Annotated in this window: 22 protein-coding genes and 1 riboswitch; of the genes, 21 read left to right on the top strand and 1 reads right to left on the bottom strand. The window is 54.7% G+C overall.

The features are described from left to right. Positions 1-9: 9 nt before the first annotated feature. The 17 genes from WC515_00170 to WC515_00250 all read left to right on the top strand — a co-directional run bounded on the left by WC515_00170 (position 10) and on the right by WC515_00250 (position 16,640). Positions 10-510 carry a 3-isopropylmalate dehydratase gene (locus tag WC515_00170; protein MFA5145785.1) on the top strand — a complete coding sequence of 167 codons (501 nt, stop codon included), beginning with the start codon at positions 10-12 and terminating at the stop codon, positions 508-510. After that, a complete protein-coding gene (locus tag WC515_00175) occupies positions 503-1,600 on the top strand; it encodes an isocitrate/isopropylmalate dehydrogenase family protein (protein ID MFA5145786.1) in 1,098 nt (365 codons plus the stop codon). The genes WC515_00170 and WC515_00175 overlap by 8 nt, the downstream gene beginning before the upstream one ends. Continuing rightward, complete coding sequence (locus WC515_00180; protein MFA5145787.1) at positions 1,590-2,531, top strand: malate dehydrogenase; 942 nt, start codon at positions 1,590-1,592, stop codon at positions 2,529-2,531. Before WC515_00175 ends, WC515_00180 begins: the two co-directional genes overlap by 11 nt. Beyond that, complete coding sequence (gene lpdA, locus WC515_00185; protein ID MFA5145788.1) at positions 2,528-3,892, top strand: dihydrolipoyl dehydrogenase; 1,365 nt, start codon at positions 2,528-2,530, stop codon at positions 3,890-3,892. The genes WC515_00180 and lpdA overlap by 4 nt, the downstream gene beginning before the upstream one ends. Further along, positions 3,889-4,551 (top strand): lipoyl(octanoyl) transferase LipB, encoded by a 663-nt coding sequence (gene lipB / locus WC515_00190; protein MFA5145789.1) that lies wholly within the window; start codon positions 3,889-3,891, stop codon positions 4,549-4,551. Before lpdA ends, lipB begins: the two co-directional genes overlap by 4 nt. Further along, complete coding sequence (gene lipA, locus WC515_00195) at positions 4,526-5,359, top strand: lipoyl synthase (GenBank protein MFA5145790.1); 834 nt, start codon at positions 4,526-4,528, stop codon at positions 5,357-5,359. Before lipB ends, lipA begins: the two co-directional genes overlap by 26 nt. A 27-nt stretch (positions 5,360-5,386) precedes the next feature. Then, positions 5,387-5,617 (top strand): lipoyl domain-containing protein, encoded by a 231-nt coding sequence (locus tag WC515_00200; GenBank protein MFA5145791.1) that lies wholly within the window; start codon positions 5,387-5,389, stop codon positions 5,615-5,617. 7 nt (positions 5,618-5,624) lie between these two features. Beyond that, entirely contained in the window at positions 5,625-6,746 is a 1,122-nt protein-coding gene (locus tag WC515_00205; protein MFA5145792.1) for a glycosyltransferase, read from the top strand. Then, positions 6,743-7,600 (top strand): lysophospholipid acyltransferase family protein, encoded by an 858-nt coding sequence (locus tag WC515_00210; GenBank protein MFA5145793.1) that lies wholly within the window; start codon positions 6,743-6,745, stop codon positions 7,598-7,600. The genes WC515_00205 and WC515_00210 overlap by 4 nt, the downstream gene beginning before the upstream one ends. Continuing rightward, positions 7,591-8,271, top strand: coding sequence for a glycosyltransferase family 2 protein (locus WC515_00215; GenBank protein MFA5145794.1), 681 nt, complete (start codon positions 7,591-7,593; stop codon positions 8,269-8,271). Before WC515_00210 ends, WC515_00215 begins: the two co-directional genes overlap by 10 nt. A 21-nt stretch (positions 8,272-8,292) precedes the next feature. Beyond that, on the top strand, positions 8,293-8,934 hold the full coding sequence (locus WC515_00220; GenBank protein MFA5145795.1) for a protein-L-isoaspartate(D-aspartate) O-methyltransferase: 642 nt from the start codon (positions 8,293-8,295) through the stop codon (positions 8,932-8,934). Between the two features lies 1 nt (position 8,935). Continuing rightward, positions 8,936-9,472, top strand: coding sequence for a cob(I)yrinic acid a,c-diamide adenosyltransferase (locus WC515_00225; GenBank protein MFA5145796.1), 537 nt, complete (start codon positions 8,936-8,938; stop codon positions 9,470-9,472). Between the two features lie 143 nt (positions 9,473-9,615). Then, positions 9,616-9,799: riboswitch (cobalamin riboswitch) on the top strand. Between the two features lie 98 nt (positions 9,800-9,897). Continuing rightward, positions 9,898-11,970: a TonB-dependent receptor gene (locus WC515_00230; protein ID MFA5145797.1), complete on the top strand. Its 2,073-nt coding sequence runs from the start codon at positions 9,898-9,900 to the stop codon at positions 11,968-11,970. A gap of 181 nt (positions 11,971-12,151) precedes the next feature. Further along, positions 12,152-12,352, top strand: coding sequence for a cold-shock protein (locus WC515_00235; GenBank protein ID MFA5145798.1), 201 nt, complete (start codon positions 12,152-12,154; stop codon positions 12,350-12,352). A gap of 192 nt (positions 12,353-12,544) precedes the next feature. Beyond that, on the top strand, positions 12,545-13,495 hold the full coding sequence (locus WC515_00240) for an aldolase catalytic domain-containing protein (protein ID MFA5145799.1): 951 nt from the start codon (positions 12,545-12,547) through the stop codon (positions 13,493-13,495). After that, the gene (locus WC515_00245; GenBank protein ID MFA5145800.1) at positions 13,488-14,144 is read left to right on the top strand and encodes a bifunctional 4-hydroxy-2-oxoglutarate aldolase/2-dehydro-3-deoxy-phosphogluconate aldolase; all 657 of its coding nucleotides are present in this window, start codon (positions 13,488-13,490) and stop codon (positions 14,142-14,144) included. Before WC515_00240 ends, WC515_00245 begins: the two co-directional genes overlap by 8 nt. Before the next feature lie 24 nt (positions 14,145-14,168). After that, positions 14,169-16,640: a glycogen/starch/alpha-glucan phosphorylase gene (locus WC515_00250; GenBank protein ID MFA5145801.1), complete on the top strand. Its 2,472-nt coding sequence runs from the start codon at positions 14,169-14,171 to the stop codon at positions 16,638-16,640. Positions 16,641-16,646: 6 nt separating this feature from the next. Here the strand turns inward: WC515_00250 and WC515_00255 are convergent, their stop codons facing one another. Further along, the gene (locus WC515_00255) at positions 16,647-17,369 is read right to left on the bottom strand and encodes a lysophospholipid acyltransferase family protein (GenBank protein MFA5145802.1); all 723 of its coding nucleotides are present in this window, start codon (positions 17,367-17,369) and stop codon (positions 16,647-16,649) included. A gap of 128 nt (positions 17,370-17,497) precedes the next feature. Between WC515_00255 and WC515_00260 the strand changes: the two genes are divergently transcribed. Genes WC515_00260 through WC515_00275 form a run of 4 tightly spaced genes read left to right on the top strand, consistent with a single transcriptional unit; the run spans position 17,498 to position 20,653 of the window. Then, a complete protein-coding gene (locus WC515_00260; protein MFA5145803.1) occupies positions 17,498-18,226 on the top strand; it encodes a hypothetical protein in 729 nt (242 codons plus the stop codon). A 6-nt stretch (positions 18,227-18,232) separates the two neighbouring features. Further along, on the top strand, positions 18,233-19,114 hold the full coding sequence (locus tag WC515_00265) for a TPM domain-containing protein (GenBank protein ID MFA5145804.1): 882 nt from the start codon (positions 18,233-18,235) through the stop codon (positions 19,112-19,114). A 29-nt stretch (positions 19,115-19,143) separates the two neighbouring features. After that, entirely contained in the window at positions 19,144-19,701 is a 558-nt protein-coding gene (locus WC515_00270) for a LemA family protein (GenBank protein MFA5145805.1), read from the top strand. A gap of 1 nt (position 19,702) precedes the next feature. After that, the gene (locus WC515_00275; protein MFA5145806.1) at positions 19,703-20,653 is read left to right on the top strand and encodes a DHH family phosphoesterase; all 951 of its coding nucleotides are present in this window, start codon (positions 19,703-19,705) and stop codon (positions 20,651-20,653) included.

Below are 20,653 nucleotides of genomic sequence, written 5' to 3' on the forward strand. Positions count from 1 at the left end.
GGTGATCCGATGAAACACTTTGCGAGACGTCTCAAGGTCCAGGATAACATAAATACCGATTATGTCATATCCGGAAGGTATAAATTCAAGATACAGGATCCCAGAGAACTGGCGAAACATATCTTTGAGGATATCGACGGCGCGTTCGCCGCGAGGGTGAAGAGGGGAGATTATCTCGTAGCCGGTGAGAATTTCGGGTGCGGCTCATCCCGGGAACAGGCGCCGCAGGCGCTGAAGCAGGCCGGTTTTCATGCCATCATCGCGAAGAGCTTCGCAAGGATATTTTACAGAAACGCTTTCAATATCGGGCTGCTGCTCGTGGAGTGCAATACCGACTTCATCGATGACGGTGATGAGATCGAGCTCGATATAGAGAAGGGAAAGATGAGAGATGTGGGCAAAGGGCTGATACTCGATATAAAGCCGATACCCTCTGTCATGAAGAGCCTTCTTGAAGACGGCGGCGTCATCGAACATTTTAAAAAGCACGGAGGGTTCAAATTTGAGTAAGTACAGGATAACGCTTATCCCGGGGGACGGGATAGGGCCCGAGATAGCCGATGCGGCAAAGAGGTGTATAGAGGCGCTGGGGCTTGATATACAATGGGATACGGTCGAGGCCGGAGAAGGCGCCATAGCCAGCCATAAGACGCCCCTCCCGCAGCACGTTCTCGATTCGATCCGCAATAACAAGCTGGCGCTTAAGGGGCCGATCACCACTCCCATAGGAAGCGGTTTCCGCAGCGTCAATGTCGAACTCAGGAGGGCGCTTGACCTGTATGCCTGCGTACGGCCGTGTAAAAGTTACAGGGGCGTACGCTCACGCTACGAAAATATAGACCTCGTCATAGTGCGCGAAAACACGGAAGACCTTTATGCGGGGATAGAGTTCGAGAAGGGCTCGGGCGATGTGAAAAAGGTGATCGACCTCCTTGAGAGGTTAAGCAAAAAGAAGATAAGGCCGGACTCGGCCATAAGTATAAAACCGATATCTGACGAAGGGTCGCGCAGGATCGTGAAGTTCGCTTTCGAGTACGCGCTTAAGAACGGGCGCAGGAAGGTCACCGCCGTACACAAGGCCAATATCATGAAGTATACGGACGGGCTTTTCCTTGAAGCGGCGCGGGACATTGCCAGATCGTACGCCGGCAGGGTGGAGTTCGAGGACAGGATAGTGGATAATATGTGCATGCAGCTTGTTCAGAAACCGGAGAACTACGATATCCTCGTCACCCCGAACCTGTACGGCGATATCATCTCCGATCTCGCGGCAGGCCTGGTCGGGGGGCTCGGCGTAGCGCCCGGCGCAAATATCGGGGACGGCGTAGCGATATTCGAGCCGACGCACGGCAGCGCGCCGAAATATAAGGGCCTGGATAAAGTGAACCCCGTAGCCATAATATTGTCTGGTGTCCTGATGCTGAGATATATGGGTGAAGCCGCGTCCGCCGACCGGCTCGAAAGGGCGGTCGCGTCCGTAATAGAAGAGGGGAGGTCTGTAACGTATGATCTCAAAAAGGACCGGGACGACCCGTCCGCGGTGAAGACGAGCCGCATGGCCGACGCGATAATCGGACAGATAAAGAAAGATGCCGCATAAGATGAAACGGTCTTACTCCAGGATAGCGGTGATAGGCGCGGGCTCGGTAGGCTCGACCCTTGCCATGCGCATCGTGGAGGACGGCCTGGCCGATGTGGTCCTCATAGATATCTTCGGGAATGCCGCGCGCGGGAAAGCCATGGATATCCTGGACAGCGCCCCTATAATGGGGCACGAACAGAATATCCACGGCACGGAAGATTATGCCGAGATGAGAGGCGCCGATATCGTGGTGGTGACCGCCGGTTTCCCGAGGAAGCCCGGGATGACGCGGGAAGAGCTTACAGCCAGGAACGCCGCGGTCGTGAAGGACGTCTCCCTAAAAATAAAGACCCATGCCCCTTCCGCCGTAGTCATAATGGTCACAAATCCTCTTGACGCCATGACATACCTGGCCTTAAGGACTACCGGGTTTAAGAGGAACAGGGTGATGGGGATGGCCGGTGTATTGGACGGCTCCCGCTTTGTCCAGCTGATAGCCTCCGAACTGAAGGTCCCGCGCTCAGCAGTCACCGCGTTCATGCTGGGAAGCCACGGCGACACCATGGTGCCGGCATTGTCGTGCACCAGGGTCTCCGGGAAGCCGATAGGCGGCCTCCTGCCGCCCGATAAGCTGGCCGCCATAGTAAAGCGCGCCAGGGAGAGGGGCGCGGAGATAGTTTCGCTCCTTGGCACAGGGAGCGCGTATTATTCGCCGAGCGGGGCCGTTCTCAAGATGGCCAGGTCCATCCTGCGCGACTCGCGGGAAGAGATGGTCGTCAGCGCATCCCTTGACGGAGAGTATGGTCTCTCTGGCCTTGCGATAGGTGTGCCGTGCGTCATAGGAAAGAACGGCATTGAGAAGATAATCCAATTAAAACTGACGGAAGAGGAGAAGGACGCTTTCGCGATATCCGCGAGTGCGATAAAAGGCTCGATCGCACAATTATGAAACATTACGATCTGGCCATAATAGGTTCAGGCCCGGGAGGCTATGTAGCAGGTCTCTATGCTGCCCGCCGGGGCCTGACCGTCTGCGTCATAGAGAAGGACCTGGTGGGCGGCACCTGTCTCAACAGGGGCTGCATACCGACAAAGGCGATGCTCCATTCAGCGTCGCTTTTTTCACGTATAAAAGAGGCCGCCGGGCACGGCATCAAAACATCCCCGCCTTCCGTGGATTTTCCCGTTGTCTTTAAGCGGAAAGAGGAGATCGTCCTGAAACTGCGAACTGGCATAGAGACGCTTTTCCGCGCTAATAAGATAGATCTGATAAAAGGGAACGCGAAATTTTGCGCCCCCCGCAGGATCGTCGCGGGCAAAGAAGAGATAGAGGCGTCTTCATCCATAATAGCGACCGGCTCACGTGCCGTAGTGCCGCCCGGAATATATGTTGACGAAACGATCATCCTCACAAGTGACGGCATCCTGGGCATGAAAGAGCTCCCCGGGAGCATCCTGGTCATAGGCGGCGGGGTCATAGGATGCGAGTTCGCCACCCTGTTCAACGCCTTCGGGGTCACGGTCACGATCGTGGAAGCTCTCGACAGGATACTGATAGGCCAATCGAGGGAGACCTCCAGAAAGATGGAGCTTCTCTTCAAAAAACGCGGCATCGCTGTGCATACCTCGTCGAAGGCAGAGGCCGTGGTCCGCAAGGATGGGGGTGTGGAGACGACCCTGTCGAACGGCCGGCGGATAGTCTCGGATAAGCTGCTTATGGCCATAGGGCGCATGCCGTATATAGAAGGTCTCGAGGAGGCATCCGCAGGCATACGTACCGAAAGAGGCAGGATCGAGGTCGACAGCTTCCTGCGCACGGGCGCCAAAAATATCTACGCGATAGGCGACTGCATCCCCGGCCCGCTTTTGGCCCACAGGGCCTCTTATGACGGTATCCTGGCGTGCGACAATATCATGGGCGCCGGGCGAAGAGCCGATTATTCGCATATACCGAATTGCGTATATACAGACCCGGAGATAGCAAGCGTCGGGCTTACCGAAGACGATGCCGGGAAGACGGTCCGGGATGCCAGGACGGTCAAATTCCCGTATCTCGCTTCCGGCAAGGCGTTCCTGATGGACCGTACCGGAGGCTTCATAAAGATCACCGGCGACCCGAGCGGGAAATTGCTGGGCGTCGAGATATTCGGTGAAGGGGCCTGCGACCTGATCGGCGAGGCGTCGCTTGCCGTCCACGCGGGCCTCTCCGTAAAAGACCTGGCCGGGACGGTACACGGCCATCCGACGTTATCCGAGATATACCAGGAGGCCGCGCACATATTCTGCGGTACGGCCATTCACAGCATATGATAATAGACCTCGGGATGACAGGGTACGAAGAATGCTACAAGGTGCAGCGGGAGTTCTGCAACCGCAGGAAGCTGGGCGAGATAGCGGACTCGCTGATAATAGCCGAGCACATGCCCGTCTTTACGCTCGGGAGGCTCGCAAAAGAGGAGAACCTCCTGGTCGACAGGGAGACCCTGAAGTCCCAGGGAATAAAGGTCCTTGATGTTGACCGCGGCGGAGATGTGACATTCCACGGCCCGGGCCAGATAGTATTGTACCCCATATTGAACCTCAAGGAGCGGAAGACGGACCTCCACAGGTACATGAGGGATATCGAAGAGGGCGTCTTGACATTTTTAAAATACTACGCGGTCAGCGGGCACCGGATAAACGGAAGGACCGGTGTATGGGTGGGAGATCGCAAGATATCTTTCATAGGGATAGCCGCGCGCGACTGGATAACGTATCACGGCGTGAGTATCAATATAGATGTCGACCTCAGGTTCTTTTCCATGATCCGCCCATGCGGCCTGAGCGGGATAAAGGTCGCAAATTTAAATACCGTCTCGGCGAAGCCGGTTTTGCTCGCCGACGCCAAACACCGGATAGCATCATGTTTTGCCGATATATTCGGTTTAAAGAGCGAGGACTATCGTGGGAAACTTCCCACCCTGGCTTAAGAAGACGCTCGTTTCGAACAGGACGGTTTTCGAGACGAAGCGCATCCTGTCCCGCTATTCGATCGGCACAGTATGCGAATCCGGCCGTTGCCCGAACCTTAATGAATGTTTCAGCCGGAGCTTTGCCACTTTTCTCATACTGGGGAGGTATTGCACCCGGAGCTGCCGTTTCTGTTCGGTCGAGAAAGGGGTGCCCGGATCGGTTGACGGCACAGAGCCGGCCAGGATAGCGGCGGCATCCAGGGAGCTGCGCCTGCGCCGTATCGTGATAACTTCCGTTACGCGCGATGACCTTACCGACGGCGGCGCCGCGCAGTTCGCCGATACCATAACGACAGTACGCGGGACGGCCGCTGATGCCGTCATTGAAGTGCTGGTCCCGGATTTCAGGGGGGCCAAAAGGTCCGTAGAGACAGTTCTTGCGGCCCGGCCGGATATCTTCGGCCATAATATCGAGACCGTTAAACGGCTTTATGAAGAGGTAAGGCCGGAAGCGCATTACGAAAGGTCTCTTTCCGTTCTGTCGATCGCGAAGAGTAAGCGGCCGGGGCAGATGGTGAAGAGCGCGCTTTTGGTCGGTATGGGCGAGACGGAAGAGGAGGTCGTGGAAACGATGCGCGACCTGCGCGGGGCCGGGTGTGATATCCTTGCCATAGGGCAATACCTGAGCCCGGGCAACGGACATATGCCGGTCAGGAGGTTCGTAGAGCCGCACGAATTTTTCAGGTATAAGGATGCAGGGGAACGGCTGGGGTTTTCACGCGTAAGCGCCGGGCCGTTCGTCCGCAGTTCCTATTATGCAGGCTGAAAAACGGCTAAGAGGGAGGAACGCGTTATGACGAATGTATTGTTGCCGCCTATAGCAGAAGGTAAAGATAAGGCGAACGTCTCATACTGGCACCGCAACGTGGGAGATAGCGTAAAAGAGGGCGAGGACCTCGTGGAGCTGGTAACGGACAAGGCCACTTTCAACCTCCCGGCGCCGGCATCGGGCATCCTGAAAGAGATAAAGGCCGCCGAAGGCGATGAGGTCAAGACGGGCGCGATCCTGGCCGTCATAGAGTGAGTCCCGCATGAAAAAAGTACTGCTCCTCTACATATCCGAAGATTCCGGGCACCATTGCGCGAGCATGGCTATCGAGAGCGCCCTTAAGAATATGGACCCGTCCGTGGAGACGGTCAATATAAACTCGTTCAATTATACCAACCCGATCCTGGAGAAGGTCATCAACAGGACCTATATGAGCGTGGTGCGCCGCACACCCGAACTCTGGGACTACCTGTATGATAATCCCAAGGTCGTCAAGAGAACACAGGGGCTGCGCGAGATGATACACCGTTTCAACACCGGCAAGCTCAAGGCGCTCCTGGACGAATTCCGGCCTGACGCGATCGTCTGTACCCAGGCCTTCCCGTGCGGCATGATAGCGGATTACAAAAAGAGCCTTAACCTCTCCGTCCCCCTTGTGGGTGTCCTGACGGACTTCGCCCCTCATTCATACTGGATATATAATAATGTCGACCGCTACGTCGTCCCCTCCGAAGAGACAGGAAAGAAGCTGGTAGATAACGGGATCGACCCGGGCAGGGTGGCCCCGTTCGGCATCCCGATCGATCCCAAATTCAGCTCGTCGCGCGCCACGAAAGACGAGATACGCAAGGCCATGTCGATCGACGGCGGAAAACCGTGCATACTTATAATGGGAGGGACTCAAGGGCTGGGCCCCATACGCGAGCTGGTCAAAAATCTGGACCGCTCGTCTCTCGACATCCAGGCCATAGTGGCTGCGGGGACGAACAAGAAGCTGTACCGGAGGCTCAAGAGGTGGGAGGGCGGCTTAAAAAAGAAGGTCATAATACTGCCGTTCGCTACAAATGTCGATGAGCTTATGGAGATATCGGACATCATAGTCACCAAGCCGGGCGGCATCACGACCGCTGAAGCCCTGGCCAAGGGGCTGCCGATGCTGATAGTCAACCCCCTCCCGGGCCAGGAGGCGATGAATACAAAGTATCTCCTGAGGAACGGGGTAGCTCTGAAGTCAGAGACCTCCTCCGAAGCCATAGTTCTCCTGGAAGAGCTCTACTACAACAGGGGGATATTGAACAGGATGCGCGAGAAGGCCCGGCGTCTTTCAAAGCCGGCAAGCTCTATAGATACGGCGCGTCTCATATTGGAGCTGATGAGATCATGATATTCTATGCTATATACAGGTTTGCAAGGTTCCTGGCCATGAATCTGCCGCTAGGTCTTTCATACGGCCTGGCATGCGTATTGGCCGATATAAAGCACCTGTTGTCGCGCAGGGACAGAAGGGCGGTCATAGAGAATCTGCGCGTGGTAACAGACGGTACCTGCGATGATGCCGGGTTGAATGAGATGACCCGCCAGGTTTTCAGGAATTTCGGAAAGTACCTTGTCGATTTTTTCCGGTTCGCTAAAGTCGACGATAACTATATACGTAAGTTCGTCAGGATAGATGGTCTGGCCAACCTCTCCGAGGCGCTATCCCGGGGGAAAGGGGTCATCCTCTTATCCGCGCATCTCGGCAGCTGGGAACTGGGCGGGTGTATCATATCTTCCATAGGATATCCCCTTAATGCCGTCGCGCTCACCCACCAGGACCGCATGGTGAACGATTTTTTCATGCGCCAGCGTATGCTGGGCAAGGTGCGCCCCATAGAGATAGGCCTCTCTCTCAGGGAATGTTACCGCGTCCTGAAAAAGAACGGGCTTGTGGCGCTCCTGGGCGACAGGGACTTCACTAAGAACGGCACGCCGGTCGCGTTCTTCGGAAAAAAGGCGCTCATTCCCAGAGGACCCTCCGTATTCGCCGCCAGGATAGGGTCGGCCATCGTCCCGACATTCATGATACGGGAAGAGGACGACACCTTCAGGCTCGTCTTCGAGACCCCGATCTATCCCGAATCGCGCGACGATGAGGGGGAGACGCTGATGATGCTCACCAGGAGATACCTTTCCGTGGTCGAGTCGTATATAAGGAGATTCCCGGTGCAGTGGTATGCCTTCAGGAGGATATGGGAATAACCATGCATGCCCTTTGCGCGCTGATACCGTCATATAACGAAGCCGCTACCATAGGCGGCATAGTCAGGAGACTGGGGAAGAGGGGCCTTGACGTATACGTGGTGGATGACGGTTCGGATGACGATACCGCCGGCATTGCTGGAAAAGAGGGCGCTGTGGTCATTCGGAATACCCGTAATCTAGGTAAAGGGGCATCCCTCAGGGAGGGGTTCAAACGGGTGCTGGAAGGCGACTACAGGATGGTGCTGGTCATGGACGGTGATGACCAGCATGACATAAACGACATCGCGCGCCTGATAAAGAGGATAAGGGAGACGGACGCGGGCATGGTAATAGGCAACAGGATGCACGACACATCGTCCATGCCCCTCATACGGATAGCGGTCAACAGGTTCATGTCATACGTAATATCTGTCGCCTCCGGCCAGAAAGTGCCTGATACGCAGTGCGGTTTCCGGCTCATAAGAAGGGATCTCCTTGAAGCGGTGACCCTGGAATCGTCAAAATATGAGATAGAATCAGAACTCATAATAAAGTCAGCCAAGAAAGGGTTCAAAATAGAATCGGCGCCTATCAAGACGGTCTACAATAACGAAAAGAGCGGCATAAACCCTATCATAGATACATTCAGGTTCATAGCATTCATGGCGAAGATCGTTTTTAAGAGATGACGGTTCTTATTTATGGACGACCTGCGTTTCGAAGAGATTCGGAAAAATATGGTCGGAGGACAGCTGGTATCGCGCGGCATATCCGGCCAGAAGGTGCTGCGGGCTTTTGAGAAGGTCCCGCGCCACGAATTCATTCCCGAAGAACTGAGACAGGATGCTTATAGCGACTACCCTCTCCCTATAGGGGAGGGTCAGACCATCTCCCAGCCGTATATGGTCGCCCTGATGACCGAGTGCCTGGGCCTTGCCGGAGGCGAACGCGTCCTCGAGGTCGGGACAGGGAGCGGATATCAGACTGCCATCCTTGCCGAGATAGCCGGAGAGGTCTATTCGGTCGAGCGCCTCGAGCGCCTTGCTCGGAGCGCCGGAGGGAACCTCAAGCGGCTGGGATATACGAATATCTCGATAAAGGTGGGGGACGGGACGCTGGGGTGGCCCGAACACGGCCCATATGACGGGATAATCGTGACTGCCGGGGCCCCGGGTATCCCTGAGGCGCTCCCGGCCCAGCTCAAAGAGAAGGGGCGGCTCGTCATACCGATCGGAGGAGGTCTCAGTCAGGTGCTTACCGTAGCCGAGAAGAGAGGAGCGACATTTTCCGCGCGGGAGGTATGCGGCTGCGCCTTCGTGCCGCTTATAGGTAAATATGGATGGGCGGAATGAGATGAAGCGGGGATATACGCACATATATACAGGCGGAGGCAAAGGAAAGACGACGGCCGGCATGGGGCTTGCGGTGAGGGCGGCCGTTTCCGGTCTGAGGGTCTGCGTCTTCCAGTTCCTCAAGAAGAGAGGTTCGTCGGCAGATAATACGCTCTCCTTGCCGCGCCTGAAGGTCGTCTGCTTCGATGAGGTGCATCCTATGTTCTGTAAAAGAGTTGGGGGTCGGGAGTCAGGAGTTTGGAGAAAATTAAAGAAAAAAATCGAAAAAGATTTTGAGAAGGCGAAAAAGATCGTCAATAGCAAACGGTACGATGTGGTGATGCTCGACGAAATATTGAACTGCGTCAGCGGAAAGTTTTTGGACGAGAAGAGACTTCTGGCGCTCATAAAGGCGAAGCCGCCCCGCCTGGAGCTGGTACTGACAGGACGCGGAGCGACGAAACGGCTCGTCGCGTCTTCAGATTACGTGACGCGCTTCAGCAAGATCAAGCATCCCTTCGACCGCGGGATCGCCGCGCGGAAGGGGATCGAGTATTAACCTTTTAGCAACGACCATTTAATGTCAAATGGCCAATCCCAAATGCCAAATTAATATCCAATTTCCAATTCCCAATTTGACATTGGAAATTAACGTGAAAATGCTTGACTTTATTTTTTTGCGAGTTAGAATTAGGTATCTTTGACATATCGATCTATATAGGCGCCCGAAAGGGATTAAAAGGGAATTCCGCTAAACGGAAACGGTCCCGCCGCTGTAGAGGATGACGAAATTCCAGAAGAGCCATTGTCCCCGAAGGGGATGAGAAGGCAGGAAGAGTAGGACGATTCCTCAGTCAGAAGACCTACCTATATATTGAATGGTGTCGCAAGAACACCGCATATAAGGGTTTGTAGAACAGGGAACTGACCCCGTACCATATCATGGTGCGGGGTTTTTTTTATGAAAAGACGAAGGGAAAGAAGATGAAGCAGACGATCATTGTATTGCTTGTGGTCATCTCCATCGTATCCGCCGCGCGCGCGGATGACGGGGAAAAAGAGAGTATCGTAGGAAAGTTCATCGACGGGACGCTCGGCCCGCTGAGCGAGATATTCGCGCCGTACCAGCGGCTGGATACCATAGTGGTGACGCCTACACGTTATGAGGACCGGGAACTGGATGTGCCGAACACGATATCGATAATAGACGAGAAAGAGATCGCCGGGTCGCACGCGAAATACGTCCCGGACCTGTTGCGGAGCAGGGCGGGGATATCGACGGCCGACCTTCTCGGCAACGGAAAGTCGAATCGTATCGACATGCGCGGCTTCGGCGATACGGCGCTGCCGAACGTCCTGGTGCTGGTGGACGGCAGGCGCACCAACCAGATAGACCTGTCGGGCGCGGATTGGATACAGATAGATACGGACTCGATCGAGCGGATAGAGGTCGTCCGCGGGCCCCAGTCGGTATTGTACGGGGACAATGCCGCCGCAGGCGTGATCAACATAATAACGAAGAAGGGGGCCGGCAAGAGACCGGGCGCCGCGTTCAAGTATGATGCGGGGTCGTACCGATATTCTTCATACAAGGGGGACATCCACGGAGGGAGCGATTTTCTCGACTATTTCGCCTCCGCCGCCACCTCGTATAATAACGGGTACAGGATAAATAACCGGCTTGAGACGGTGGACTACAGCGGAAGCGTTACCATGAAGCCCTCCGAGGGGGTACGGCTCGGGCTTTCGTCCGGCTACCACAAGGACTGGTACGGCCTTCCGGGAGCGGTAAAGCCCTCCGACATAAACAGTATCGGGCGCAGAGGGAGCATCGCGCCGGAAAACAGCGCCAAGACAGAAGATTACTACATGATGGCCACGCCTGATGTCACGAAAGACATAGGGTTCGGTGAGATAAGGTTCTTCGGCGACATCCTCGCCAGGTCAAGGCGCAACAATGCGATATTCTATTCCTCGTTCGGCGACGTAGCGAACATCCACCACATCAAGACGTTCGGCCTCACCCCGAAGTTCGCATTCCTGGCGACGCTCTTCGATATCGATAACAGGGTGCTGGCAGGGCTCGACTATTACTCCTCGAGGGACGAGATAAACAGCGGCGTGCTATCCTCGATGGACAGCATGATCATAGACAAAGATACCGCGGGGGTCTATGTGACGGACACGCTCGAACTCCCGTTCTCGCTCATAGCCAACGCCGGCTTCAGGTCCGAGTGGGCCTACTACAAATTCAACCAGGAAGCGGTCCTCACGGGAAAGAGCGAGAAGAGACCTTTCGAATACGCCTATGATGCCGCGCTCACCTATAAATATAACGACAGGTCGTCGGTATATGCGCACTATTCGCGCTCGTTCAGGTTCCCCGTTACCGAAGAGTGGTACTCGTCACTATACGTGGACTACTTCTCGGGGCTGATAGCGGGCGGATTGAACCTCGCGCTCAAGCCGCAGGTGGCCCATACCTATGAGATAGGGATAAAGGAGAATTCGTCGAAATATCTCAGCATAAGCGCCGATTACAACATAATGGATATAAAGAACGAGATATATTACGACTCTGTGGCGAACCAGAACGCGGTCCACCACCATACCATACATCACGGCCTTGAGCTGGAGAGCGAATTCCGGATAATGAACGACCTGCGCTGTTTTTTCAATTATACATACCAGAAGGCGTTCTTTGTAGGGGAGGGGTTCGCGGGGAACGAGATACCGATGGTGCCTCGCCACAAGATATCTACGGGGCTCTCGTACACGTACAAGGACTGCGTAAAGGCGACATATGCGATAAACTATGTGGGCCCGCGGCGTTTCGCGAACGACCTCCAGAACAATATGCCGCGCCTTAAAGAGTATACTACGCACGATGTAAAATTGGCATATGAGAAGTGCGGTTTTGAGGTATATGCGGCCGTTCATAACCTGTTCGACGCCGAATATTCCGAGTACGGGGCGCTCGATTTTACGCTTACAAGGCCCGGTTACTTCCCATCGCCGCGCATGAACGCCACGGCAGGGGTACGGTACACATTCTGACGCGGCAGGCAACTTTTTTAAAATTCCTGTTGACAAAGAGGTGCGATTGGTGTATCTTGTATCCATAGTAAGTACCGGTATAAGGATAGAAGGTCTGGCCGTAAGGTGAGAATCGCTAACCTTGCGGCTTTTTTGCGTATCGGTATATGCTATAATCAATCAGGAAGGGGGGGAGTTCGTAGTGGCAAAAGGGAAAGTGAAATGGTTCTCAAACCAGAAGGGTTATGGGTTTATTACTCCTGAGTCAGGTAAGGATGTATTCGTACATCATACCGCAATCCAGGGTGAAGGCTATAAAACTTTAGAGGAAGGCCAGGAAGTGGAGTTCGAGATCAAACAGGGCCCTAAAGGCGAACAAGCTGTAAACGTAGTAAAAATATAACCTGAAGTGGCGGCCCGGCTTTATGCCGGGCCGTCAATATTTAATTATACGGTCGCAATCATATCAATATTGTGATATATTATAGGCATGCGGCGCGTAAGAGCCAAGAGCATATTTTTTCGGAAATGACCTCTCGGGCTCTTTTTTTGTGCCGATATCAACCGGAAAGAATATGCATAAGCGGGAGAACCGATGTTCAGAGAGAAGATAAAGGTATTCGACTGCACCATAAGGGACGGCGGGCTCATAAACAATCACGATTTTGACCTGAGGTTCGTCAGGGAGGTCTACAGGGCCCTCTCTGAGGCCGGTGTCGACTATATGGAGATAGGGTACAAAAACTCCAAAAGTCTCTTCTCGGCCAAGGAATACGGACGGTGGAAGTTCTGCGAAGATGAGGATATAAAGAAGGTCGTAGAGGGCGCGGAGTCGGATACCAAGATCTCCGTCATGGTCGATGTCGGGCGTGTCGACATAGAGGATGTCGGCCCGGCCAAGGACAGCCCCGTAGACATGATAAGGGTCGCCTCGTATGTAAAGGACATAGACAAGGCCATATTCCTGGTGAACCATTTTGCGGAAAAGGGGTACGAGACGACCGTCAATATCATGGCCATCTCCAGGGCCCTCGACAACGAGTTGAACGAGGCGCTCCACCAGCTGGAGGAGGAGAGCCGGGCCAAGGTGGTCTACATAGTGGACAGTTTCGGCGCCCTGTATCAGGAATCGATCGAATTTCTGGTCAAGAAATTCAAGGGTATACTGAAGACCAAAGAGGTGGGGATGCACGCTCACAATAACCAGCAGCTCGCCTTCGGCAATACGATCGAGGCGATCATACACGACGCAAATTACGTGGACGGCACCGTATACGGGCTGGGCAGGGCCGCCGGGAATTGCCCGCTTGAGCTCCTGATAGGATTCCTGAAGAACCCGAAATTCGACATACGCCCTATCCTGGACCTCATCTCAAAAGAGTTCATCCCCCTTAGGGATAAAATAGAGTGGGGCTACCTTATCCCGTACGCGATCACAGGCATACTCGATGAACACCCCAAGGCCGCCATGGAGCTGCGCAAGGGCCCCAGGAAAGATGACTACAGGGAGTTTTACGAAGGACTGGCGGGCACCGACCTTGATTAAGACCGCAAATACGGGATCATTCAAGCGGCTGCCCATAATGGGGATATTGCGCGGCATAGAGGTCGACTCCGTAGCGCCTGTAATAGAGGCTGTCGCGGGTGCGGGTCTGGAGACGATAGAAGTGACGATGAATACCGCGCGGGCATCCGCCGTAATAAGAAAGGCGGTGAAGGCGGCGGGTAAGCGTCTCGCCGTAGGCGCCGGTACCGTGCTCACCGTGCGGTCGCTTGAGGAGGCGCTGAACGCGGGCGCGACATTCATCGTTATGCCGGCTTTCATAGAAGATGTGGTGAAGAGGTGCGTCAAATTGAACATCCCGTCGTTCCCGGGGGCGCTCACGCCGCAGGAGATATATAACGCGTGGCGGGGAGGGGCCAGCATGGTGAAGGTATTCCCGTCAGGGTTTTTCGGCCCGTCTTATTTCAGGGAGATAAAAGGGCCTTTCGACGATATCAGGTTGCTGGCCTGCGGCGGTGTCACCAGCGCCAACCTCGCTGAATACTTTTCGGCCGGCGCCGATGCCGTGGCGTTCGGGTCCAGCGTATTCAGGAAGGAATTACTGCTGAAGAAGGAGTACGGGAAGATAGCCGAAGGTGTCAGGTCTTATATTTCGGCATACAGGGCTATGGAGCGCGCCGCCGGCAGATAAAGCAAAACACGGAAAGGTGACGGCATGAAGCGGAGCAAGGTAGAGTCGGACCAGGTCATAATATATAAGGACATGTCCAAAGAAGGCATAAAGCGGTCGTTCCAGACGGCGCGCGAGTACGCACTCGGGAAGGACCGTTATACCGCAACGCTGTACGATGATTTTGTAGCTACGGCGATCACCGTAAGGGACCGGCTCATCGAACGGTGGATCGCGACCCAGCAGCGGTACCATCACGAGAACCTAAAGCGCGTATATTATCTTTCCATGGAATTCCTGATAGGGCGTCTTCTCGAATCGAATGTCCTTCATCTCGGTCTGTGGGAAGAGACCAGAAAGGCCCTGGAGGAACTGGGCCTCGACCCGGAAGAGGTATTCGGCCAGGAGATGGACGCCGGGCTCGGTAACGCAGGGCTAGGCCGTCTTGCCGCATGCTTCCTCGATTCTATGGCGACCCTCGGCATACCGGCCAACGGATATGGTATAAGATATGAGTACGGAAGCTTCAACCAGAAGATCATAAACGGGAACCAGGTGGAATTTCCCGATGAGTGGCTCCGGCTGGGGAACCCCTGGGAATTCGCGCGGCCGGAATATACGGTGAAGATACGCTTCTACGGGCACACTCAGATGATGCATGACGATTCCGGGAAGCTCAGGGTCCGGTGGCTCGATACGGAAGATATCCTGGCGATGGCGTATGATATCCCTGTGCCGGGTTATAAGAACGATATCGTCAACACCCTGCGCCTCTGGTCAGCGCGCAGCACAGAGGAGTTCGACCTCGGGTATTTCAATGACGGGGATTATGAACGTGCCGTATACAGCAAGATGCTCTCAGAGAACATCTCCAAGGTGCTTTACCCGAACGATAATGTGAGCCAGGGGAGGGAGCTCCGCCTCAAACAGGAGTATTTCTTCACGGCCGCTTCGATAGCCGATATAATAAGGCGCTTCAAGGTGGAGAATTCGGACCTGAAGAGACTGCCCGATAAGGCGGTCATGCAACTTAACGACACGCATCCGGCCATCGCCATACCAGAACTTATGAGGATATTGATAGACGAGGAAGGCCTCGACTGGGATACTGCGTGGGAAGCGACGGAAAAGACGTTCGCCTACACAAACCACACGATAATGCCGGAGGCGCTGGAGTGCTGGCCGGTCGGCCTCTTCGAACAGATACTGCCGCGCCATCTGCAGATCATATACGAGATAAACCTCAGGTTCCTGAGGGAAGTGGCCAACAGGTTCCCGGGCGACAACGACCGGCTGAGAAGGATGTCGATAGTGGAAGAAGGGGACCCGAAGAGGATACGGATGGGCCATCTTGCCATAATCGGCTCAAACTCCATAAACGGCGTTTCCGAGCTCCACTCGGAGCTTTTGAAGACACAGCTATTCAGGGATTTTTACGACCTCTTTCCGGAAAAGTTCAACAATAAGACGAACGGTATCACGCAACGCCGGTGGCTGAAGAAGGCCAACCCCCGTCTTTCGCAGCTGGTCACAGAGACGGTGGGGGAGGGCTGGGTAAAGGACCTGCGCGGGCTGGAAAAACTCCTTCCGCATAAAGACGACGCCGCTTTTCGCGACAGGTGGTCTCATATAAAGGATGAGAATAAGAAGGACCTGGCCGAATATATACGCCACTCCGCAGGGGTATCGGTAGACCCTAAATCGTTATTCGATATCCAGGTGAAGCGGGTGCACGAGTATAAGCGGCAGCTCCTCTTCGCGTTCTATATACTCTCCCAGTACCTTGCCATCAAGAATAACCCCGGCAAGCACCCGCAGCCGCGCACTTACATATTCGGGGGTAAGGCCGCGCCGTCTTATTTCATGGCAAAGCTGATAATAAAATTTGTCAATAATGTCGCCAATGTCATCAACAGCGACAAGGGACTTCATGACAAGATGAAGGTCGTCTTCCTCGAAAATTACAGGGTGTCGCTCGCGGAGAAGATATTCCCGGCATGCGACCTTTCAGAGCAGATATCCACCGCCGGCACCGAGGCGTCCGGGACCGGCTGCATGAAGTTCATGGTGAACGGGGCCCTGACCATAGGTACGCTTGACGGGGCAAATATCGAAATTGCGAAGGAGGTCGGCGCCGAGAACATCTTCATATTCGGCCTTAAGGCGCAGGAGATCATAGAGATGAGGGCGCGCGGGTACAATCCCCGCGATCACGTGGATGGCTCCCCGCGGCTGAAGGAGATATTCGAGCTCATACAGTCGAACTTCCTTTCGCCCCTGGATTATGGGCTCTTTGACCCCATAATCGATTCCCTGCTCAATTCGGACCATTTCTTCGTCTGCGCCGATTTCGAAAGTTACTGTAATGCGCAGGATGCCGTATCGGCGCTGTACCATAACAGGGCCGAATGGGTCAAACGGTCGATAATAAACGTTGCGAGATCAGGCAAATTTTCCAGCGACCGCACGATCAAAGAGTACGCCAAAGATATATGGCGCGTCCCCGTGAAACATTGACCGGCTTTAAGAAGCCGCGGCCTCCAGCGCTGAACGCACCCTCTCTTTTATCGTCTCAAAATCCCTTTCTTCAAACCCCGAGGTAGCTACTGCGGGCAGGACGGTGATGCTGCAGGGCACTTTTGCGGTGAAACGCCAGTTTCCCTTCGGTATGGCATTCCCCGTACCGTTGATCCGGACGGGAAGTATGGGCACCTTCTCTCTCAGGGCAAGCTTGAACGCCCCATTCTGGAAATCTTTCATCTCGCCCGTCTCGCTCCTCGTCCCCTCGGGGAAGAAGATGACGGACATCCCGCGCCTGAGCCAGCCGGCCGCCTGGCGGTATACCGTTTTTATGCTGGAAAAATTCCCGCGGTCTATCCTGATGTGTTTTGCCAGGGATAGGTTCCAGCCCAAAAGCGGCACCCTGAAGAGGCTCTCCTTGGCGACCCATTTGAACTGCATCCTCGTCTTGTAGAACAATATGATGTCGGCGAGGCTCTGGTGGTTGGCCACTATAACATATGTCTTTGAATGGTCTATATTTTCGAGACCGCTCACCGTCACATCCCAGTAAGGGTTAAGTCTTATCACGGCATCGGCCCACCAGAAACACTGGGCATGGGCGACCTTGCGTTTTTTGTCAAAAGGGAAGAGTATGACGGTGAAGAATACCATCGTCAGGAAGAGGATGAACATCAGAAAGATCCCCACCCCCCAGACCACAAGAGACATCAGGGTCCTTTTCATATGGGAACATATATTAAGACATCCCCGTTTTCCTGTCAACAAATAACGCAAGATCCCGCGCCTGATAAAATTTTATGTCTAAAGGGCGGCGGATGTGTTAAAATGTTGATAATGTACGGAGGAACGGCATGAAAGATACGGTTTCGTTGCCCGGAAATATCGCAAAGGTGACGGGCGATTTCGTAGGGCGGCTGAAGGATATATACGGCGAAGATCTGGTATCGGCCGTATTATACGGGAGCGCTTCACGCGGTGAATTTTCTAAAGGCGCTTCGAATGTAAATATAGCCGTCGTCCTGCGCGATACCGGACCGGATAACCTGGCGAAGATGAGGGCCCTTACCGGCAGTTTCCGGTTCAGGACCTTCCGTCCCGTACTATTCACCGAAAGCTACCTGGCTCGCTCGCTCGATGTCTTCCCGATAGAATTCCTGGATATCAAAGAGAACGGCATAGTCCTGTACGGCAAAGACGTTTTCGGCAGTTGCGATATAGATACCACGAACCTGCGTTTCCAGTGTGAACACGAGTTGAAGGCGCTGCTCATACGGGCAAGGCGCATATATATGACGTATCGGGACGCGGGAGCGCTCAAAAAGGCGCTCTTCGGTCTCACTACATCGGCGCTGCATATATCGAGGAACCTGCTCCGCACAAAGGGGTATCTCCCGGGCGCGGGCAGGGCAGGGGTCCTTGATGGGATCAGCTGCCGGTTTAATGTAGATACGGGGCCGTTCTCCGCTATGTTTGATGCACGGGACGGGGTCGTGAGGATCCGGGCAGGGGAGGTCGATGCCCTATTCCGGCGTTTTTTGTCCTCATTGGAGTCGCTCACGGAAGCCGCGGACAGGTCCTGACGACCGATGAAAAGAACGGCACTTATATTCTCTATATGCGGACTGCTCGCATCGGTCCCGCTATACGGCCGGGAGATACCGGCGCCGCGCGGCTGGGTCAATGACTTCGCGAACGTCATCCCCGATGAGTACCGGCTGAAACTGGAGGCGGTCATAACGGAACTCGAAACGAAGAGTTCCGCGGAAGTTGCCGTCGTCACCATAGGATCGATAGCGCCGTACGATGAAAAGGCGTACGCGCGTATGCTCTTTGATGAATGGAAACCGGGGAAGAAGGGGAAGGATAACGGCGTCCTCGTGCTGGTAGCAGTTAAAGAGAGACGGTGGCGCATCGAAGTCGGGTACGGGCTGGAAGGCGCGCTGCCTGACTCGCTCTGTGGGGAGATAGGCCGTACGCGTATGGTCCCTTATTTTGGCCGCGGCGAATACGGTAAAGGGCTCTATTACGGCGTGTCGGCAATAGCTGAGGCGGTCGCAAAGGAGTACAACGTCCCGCTTGACGGGGTCGGCGGGGATATTATCCCGGCCGGCGACGGCCTGCCGCCTTTCCTGTATATCTTTGTTCCCATCTTCTTCTTCATATGGAACCTGCCGTGGCCGGTCCCGATCGGGCTTACCTTCACCCTCTTCTTTGCGGCCGTATTCTTCGGCATGTCCAGGATACTCGGCGTTCTGGTGATAGCCGCTTATCTTTCATCTATGCTCTTCAGGTACAGGTATTGGAAGCGCCTTCCGCCGGATGAGCGGAAGGGCTTCTTCGGACCTCAGACGTACGGAGGGACATTCTCCGGCACCGGCGGCGGGTTCGGCGGAGGAGGGTTCGGAGGCGGCGGGGGCGGGTTCGGCGGAGGAGGAGGCGGAGGAGGAGGCGCAGGCGGAGGATTTTAAAAAAGCGTAACGTCAAAGGAGGGATATAGATGAAGAATTTTCTGATAGGAGTTGCAATAGCGGCCGTTCTTCTGGCCGGGTCGTTCATACTAACCTACAATAATATAGTGTCGCTGCATGAGAATATCACGGCCAAATGGGCACAGGTCGAGAACCAGCTCCAGCGGCGTAACGACCTGATACCGAATCTCGTTAATACCGTCAAGGGGTATGCCGCGCACGAAAAGAGACTGTTCGAGGACGTGACGGAGGCCAGGAGCCGGTGGGCCGGCGCAGCCACTCTCGGCGATAAAGTAAACGCGGCGTCTCAGATGGATGCGGCCCTTGCCAGACTTCTTGTGGTAGTAGAAAATTATCCGACCCTTAAGGCCGACCAGACGTTCCTTAAGCTGATGGACGAGCTCGCCGGCACGGAGAACCGCATCGCCGTGGAGCGGATGCGTTATAACGAAGGGGTCAGGGATTATAATATAACCATACGCAAGTTCCCCGGGAACGTGGTAGCCGGTATATGCGGATATAAAAAAGAGACGGAATACTTTAAGGCCGAGGAGAAGGCCAGGGCGGTCCCGGAGGTAAAATTTTAATATGAACGGTCTCAAGGGCGCGGTGAGGTGTATCAAAAGGGCCAGGACGATAGCCGTAGCCGGACACGTAAATCCGGACGGCGACTCGATAGGCTCTCTCCTGTCCCTCGGATTGGGACTCGAAAAACTGGGAAAACGCGTCTATATGGTGAGCTCGGACGGCGTCCCGAAAAAATATGCCACGCTGCCCGGGGCGAGGCGCATCATCACCGATACCGACAGGAAGGTCGACCTGGCTATAGCCGTAGATTGCAGCAACAGAGAGATACTCGGGCGCGCGTTCCGCATCTTTGAACGGGCCGGTGAGATATTGGAGATAGACCATCACGACTTCAGGAGACCGTTTTGCGACGTCTGTTTCATCGAACCCAGGGCGGGGGCAGTAGGGGAGATGATATATATCCTCCTGAAGAAACTGCGCGCTCCCATCACGCCAAGCGTCGCACAGAGCCTGATGACATCGATAATCGTAGAGACCAGTTCTTTCCGGCTGCCCGGAGTGAGACCTTTCACATTTGAAGCGTGTAACGACCTGATCAGGAAAGGGGTCAACTTTTACAAGCTCGTAGATACCGTATTCTGGTCGATGAGCAGGGAATCGGTCATCCTCTCGGGGATATGCCTGGCCAGGTGTAAATTCATTAAGAGGGGAAAGGTGGTATGGTCTCATATAGGCATAAAAGATTTCAAAGCGGTGAGAGGGAAAGACGAAGACGTTGACGCAGTCGCTGACGACATGCGCGCCATAAAAGGGGTCGACATAGCCGTCCTTTTCAGAGAAAAAGACCGGGAGACCATCAGGGTCAGCCTGAGATCGAAGCACAGGATAAATATCGCAAAGATAGCCGAATACTACGGCGGGGGCGGCCACTTCGACGTTGCCGGCTGCAGCATACCTAATTCCGCGGCCGCCATCAACGACCTCCTTTCCCGCACAGCCGCCTTACCGTGA

The organism is Candidatus Omnitrophota bacterium (assembly GCA_041650805.1).
In the GTDB taxonomy this organism is placed as follows: domain Bacteria; phylum Omnitrophota; class Gorgyraeia; order 2-01-FULL-45-10; family 2-01-FULL-45-10; genus JBAZKM01.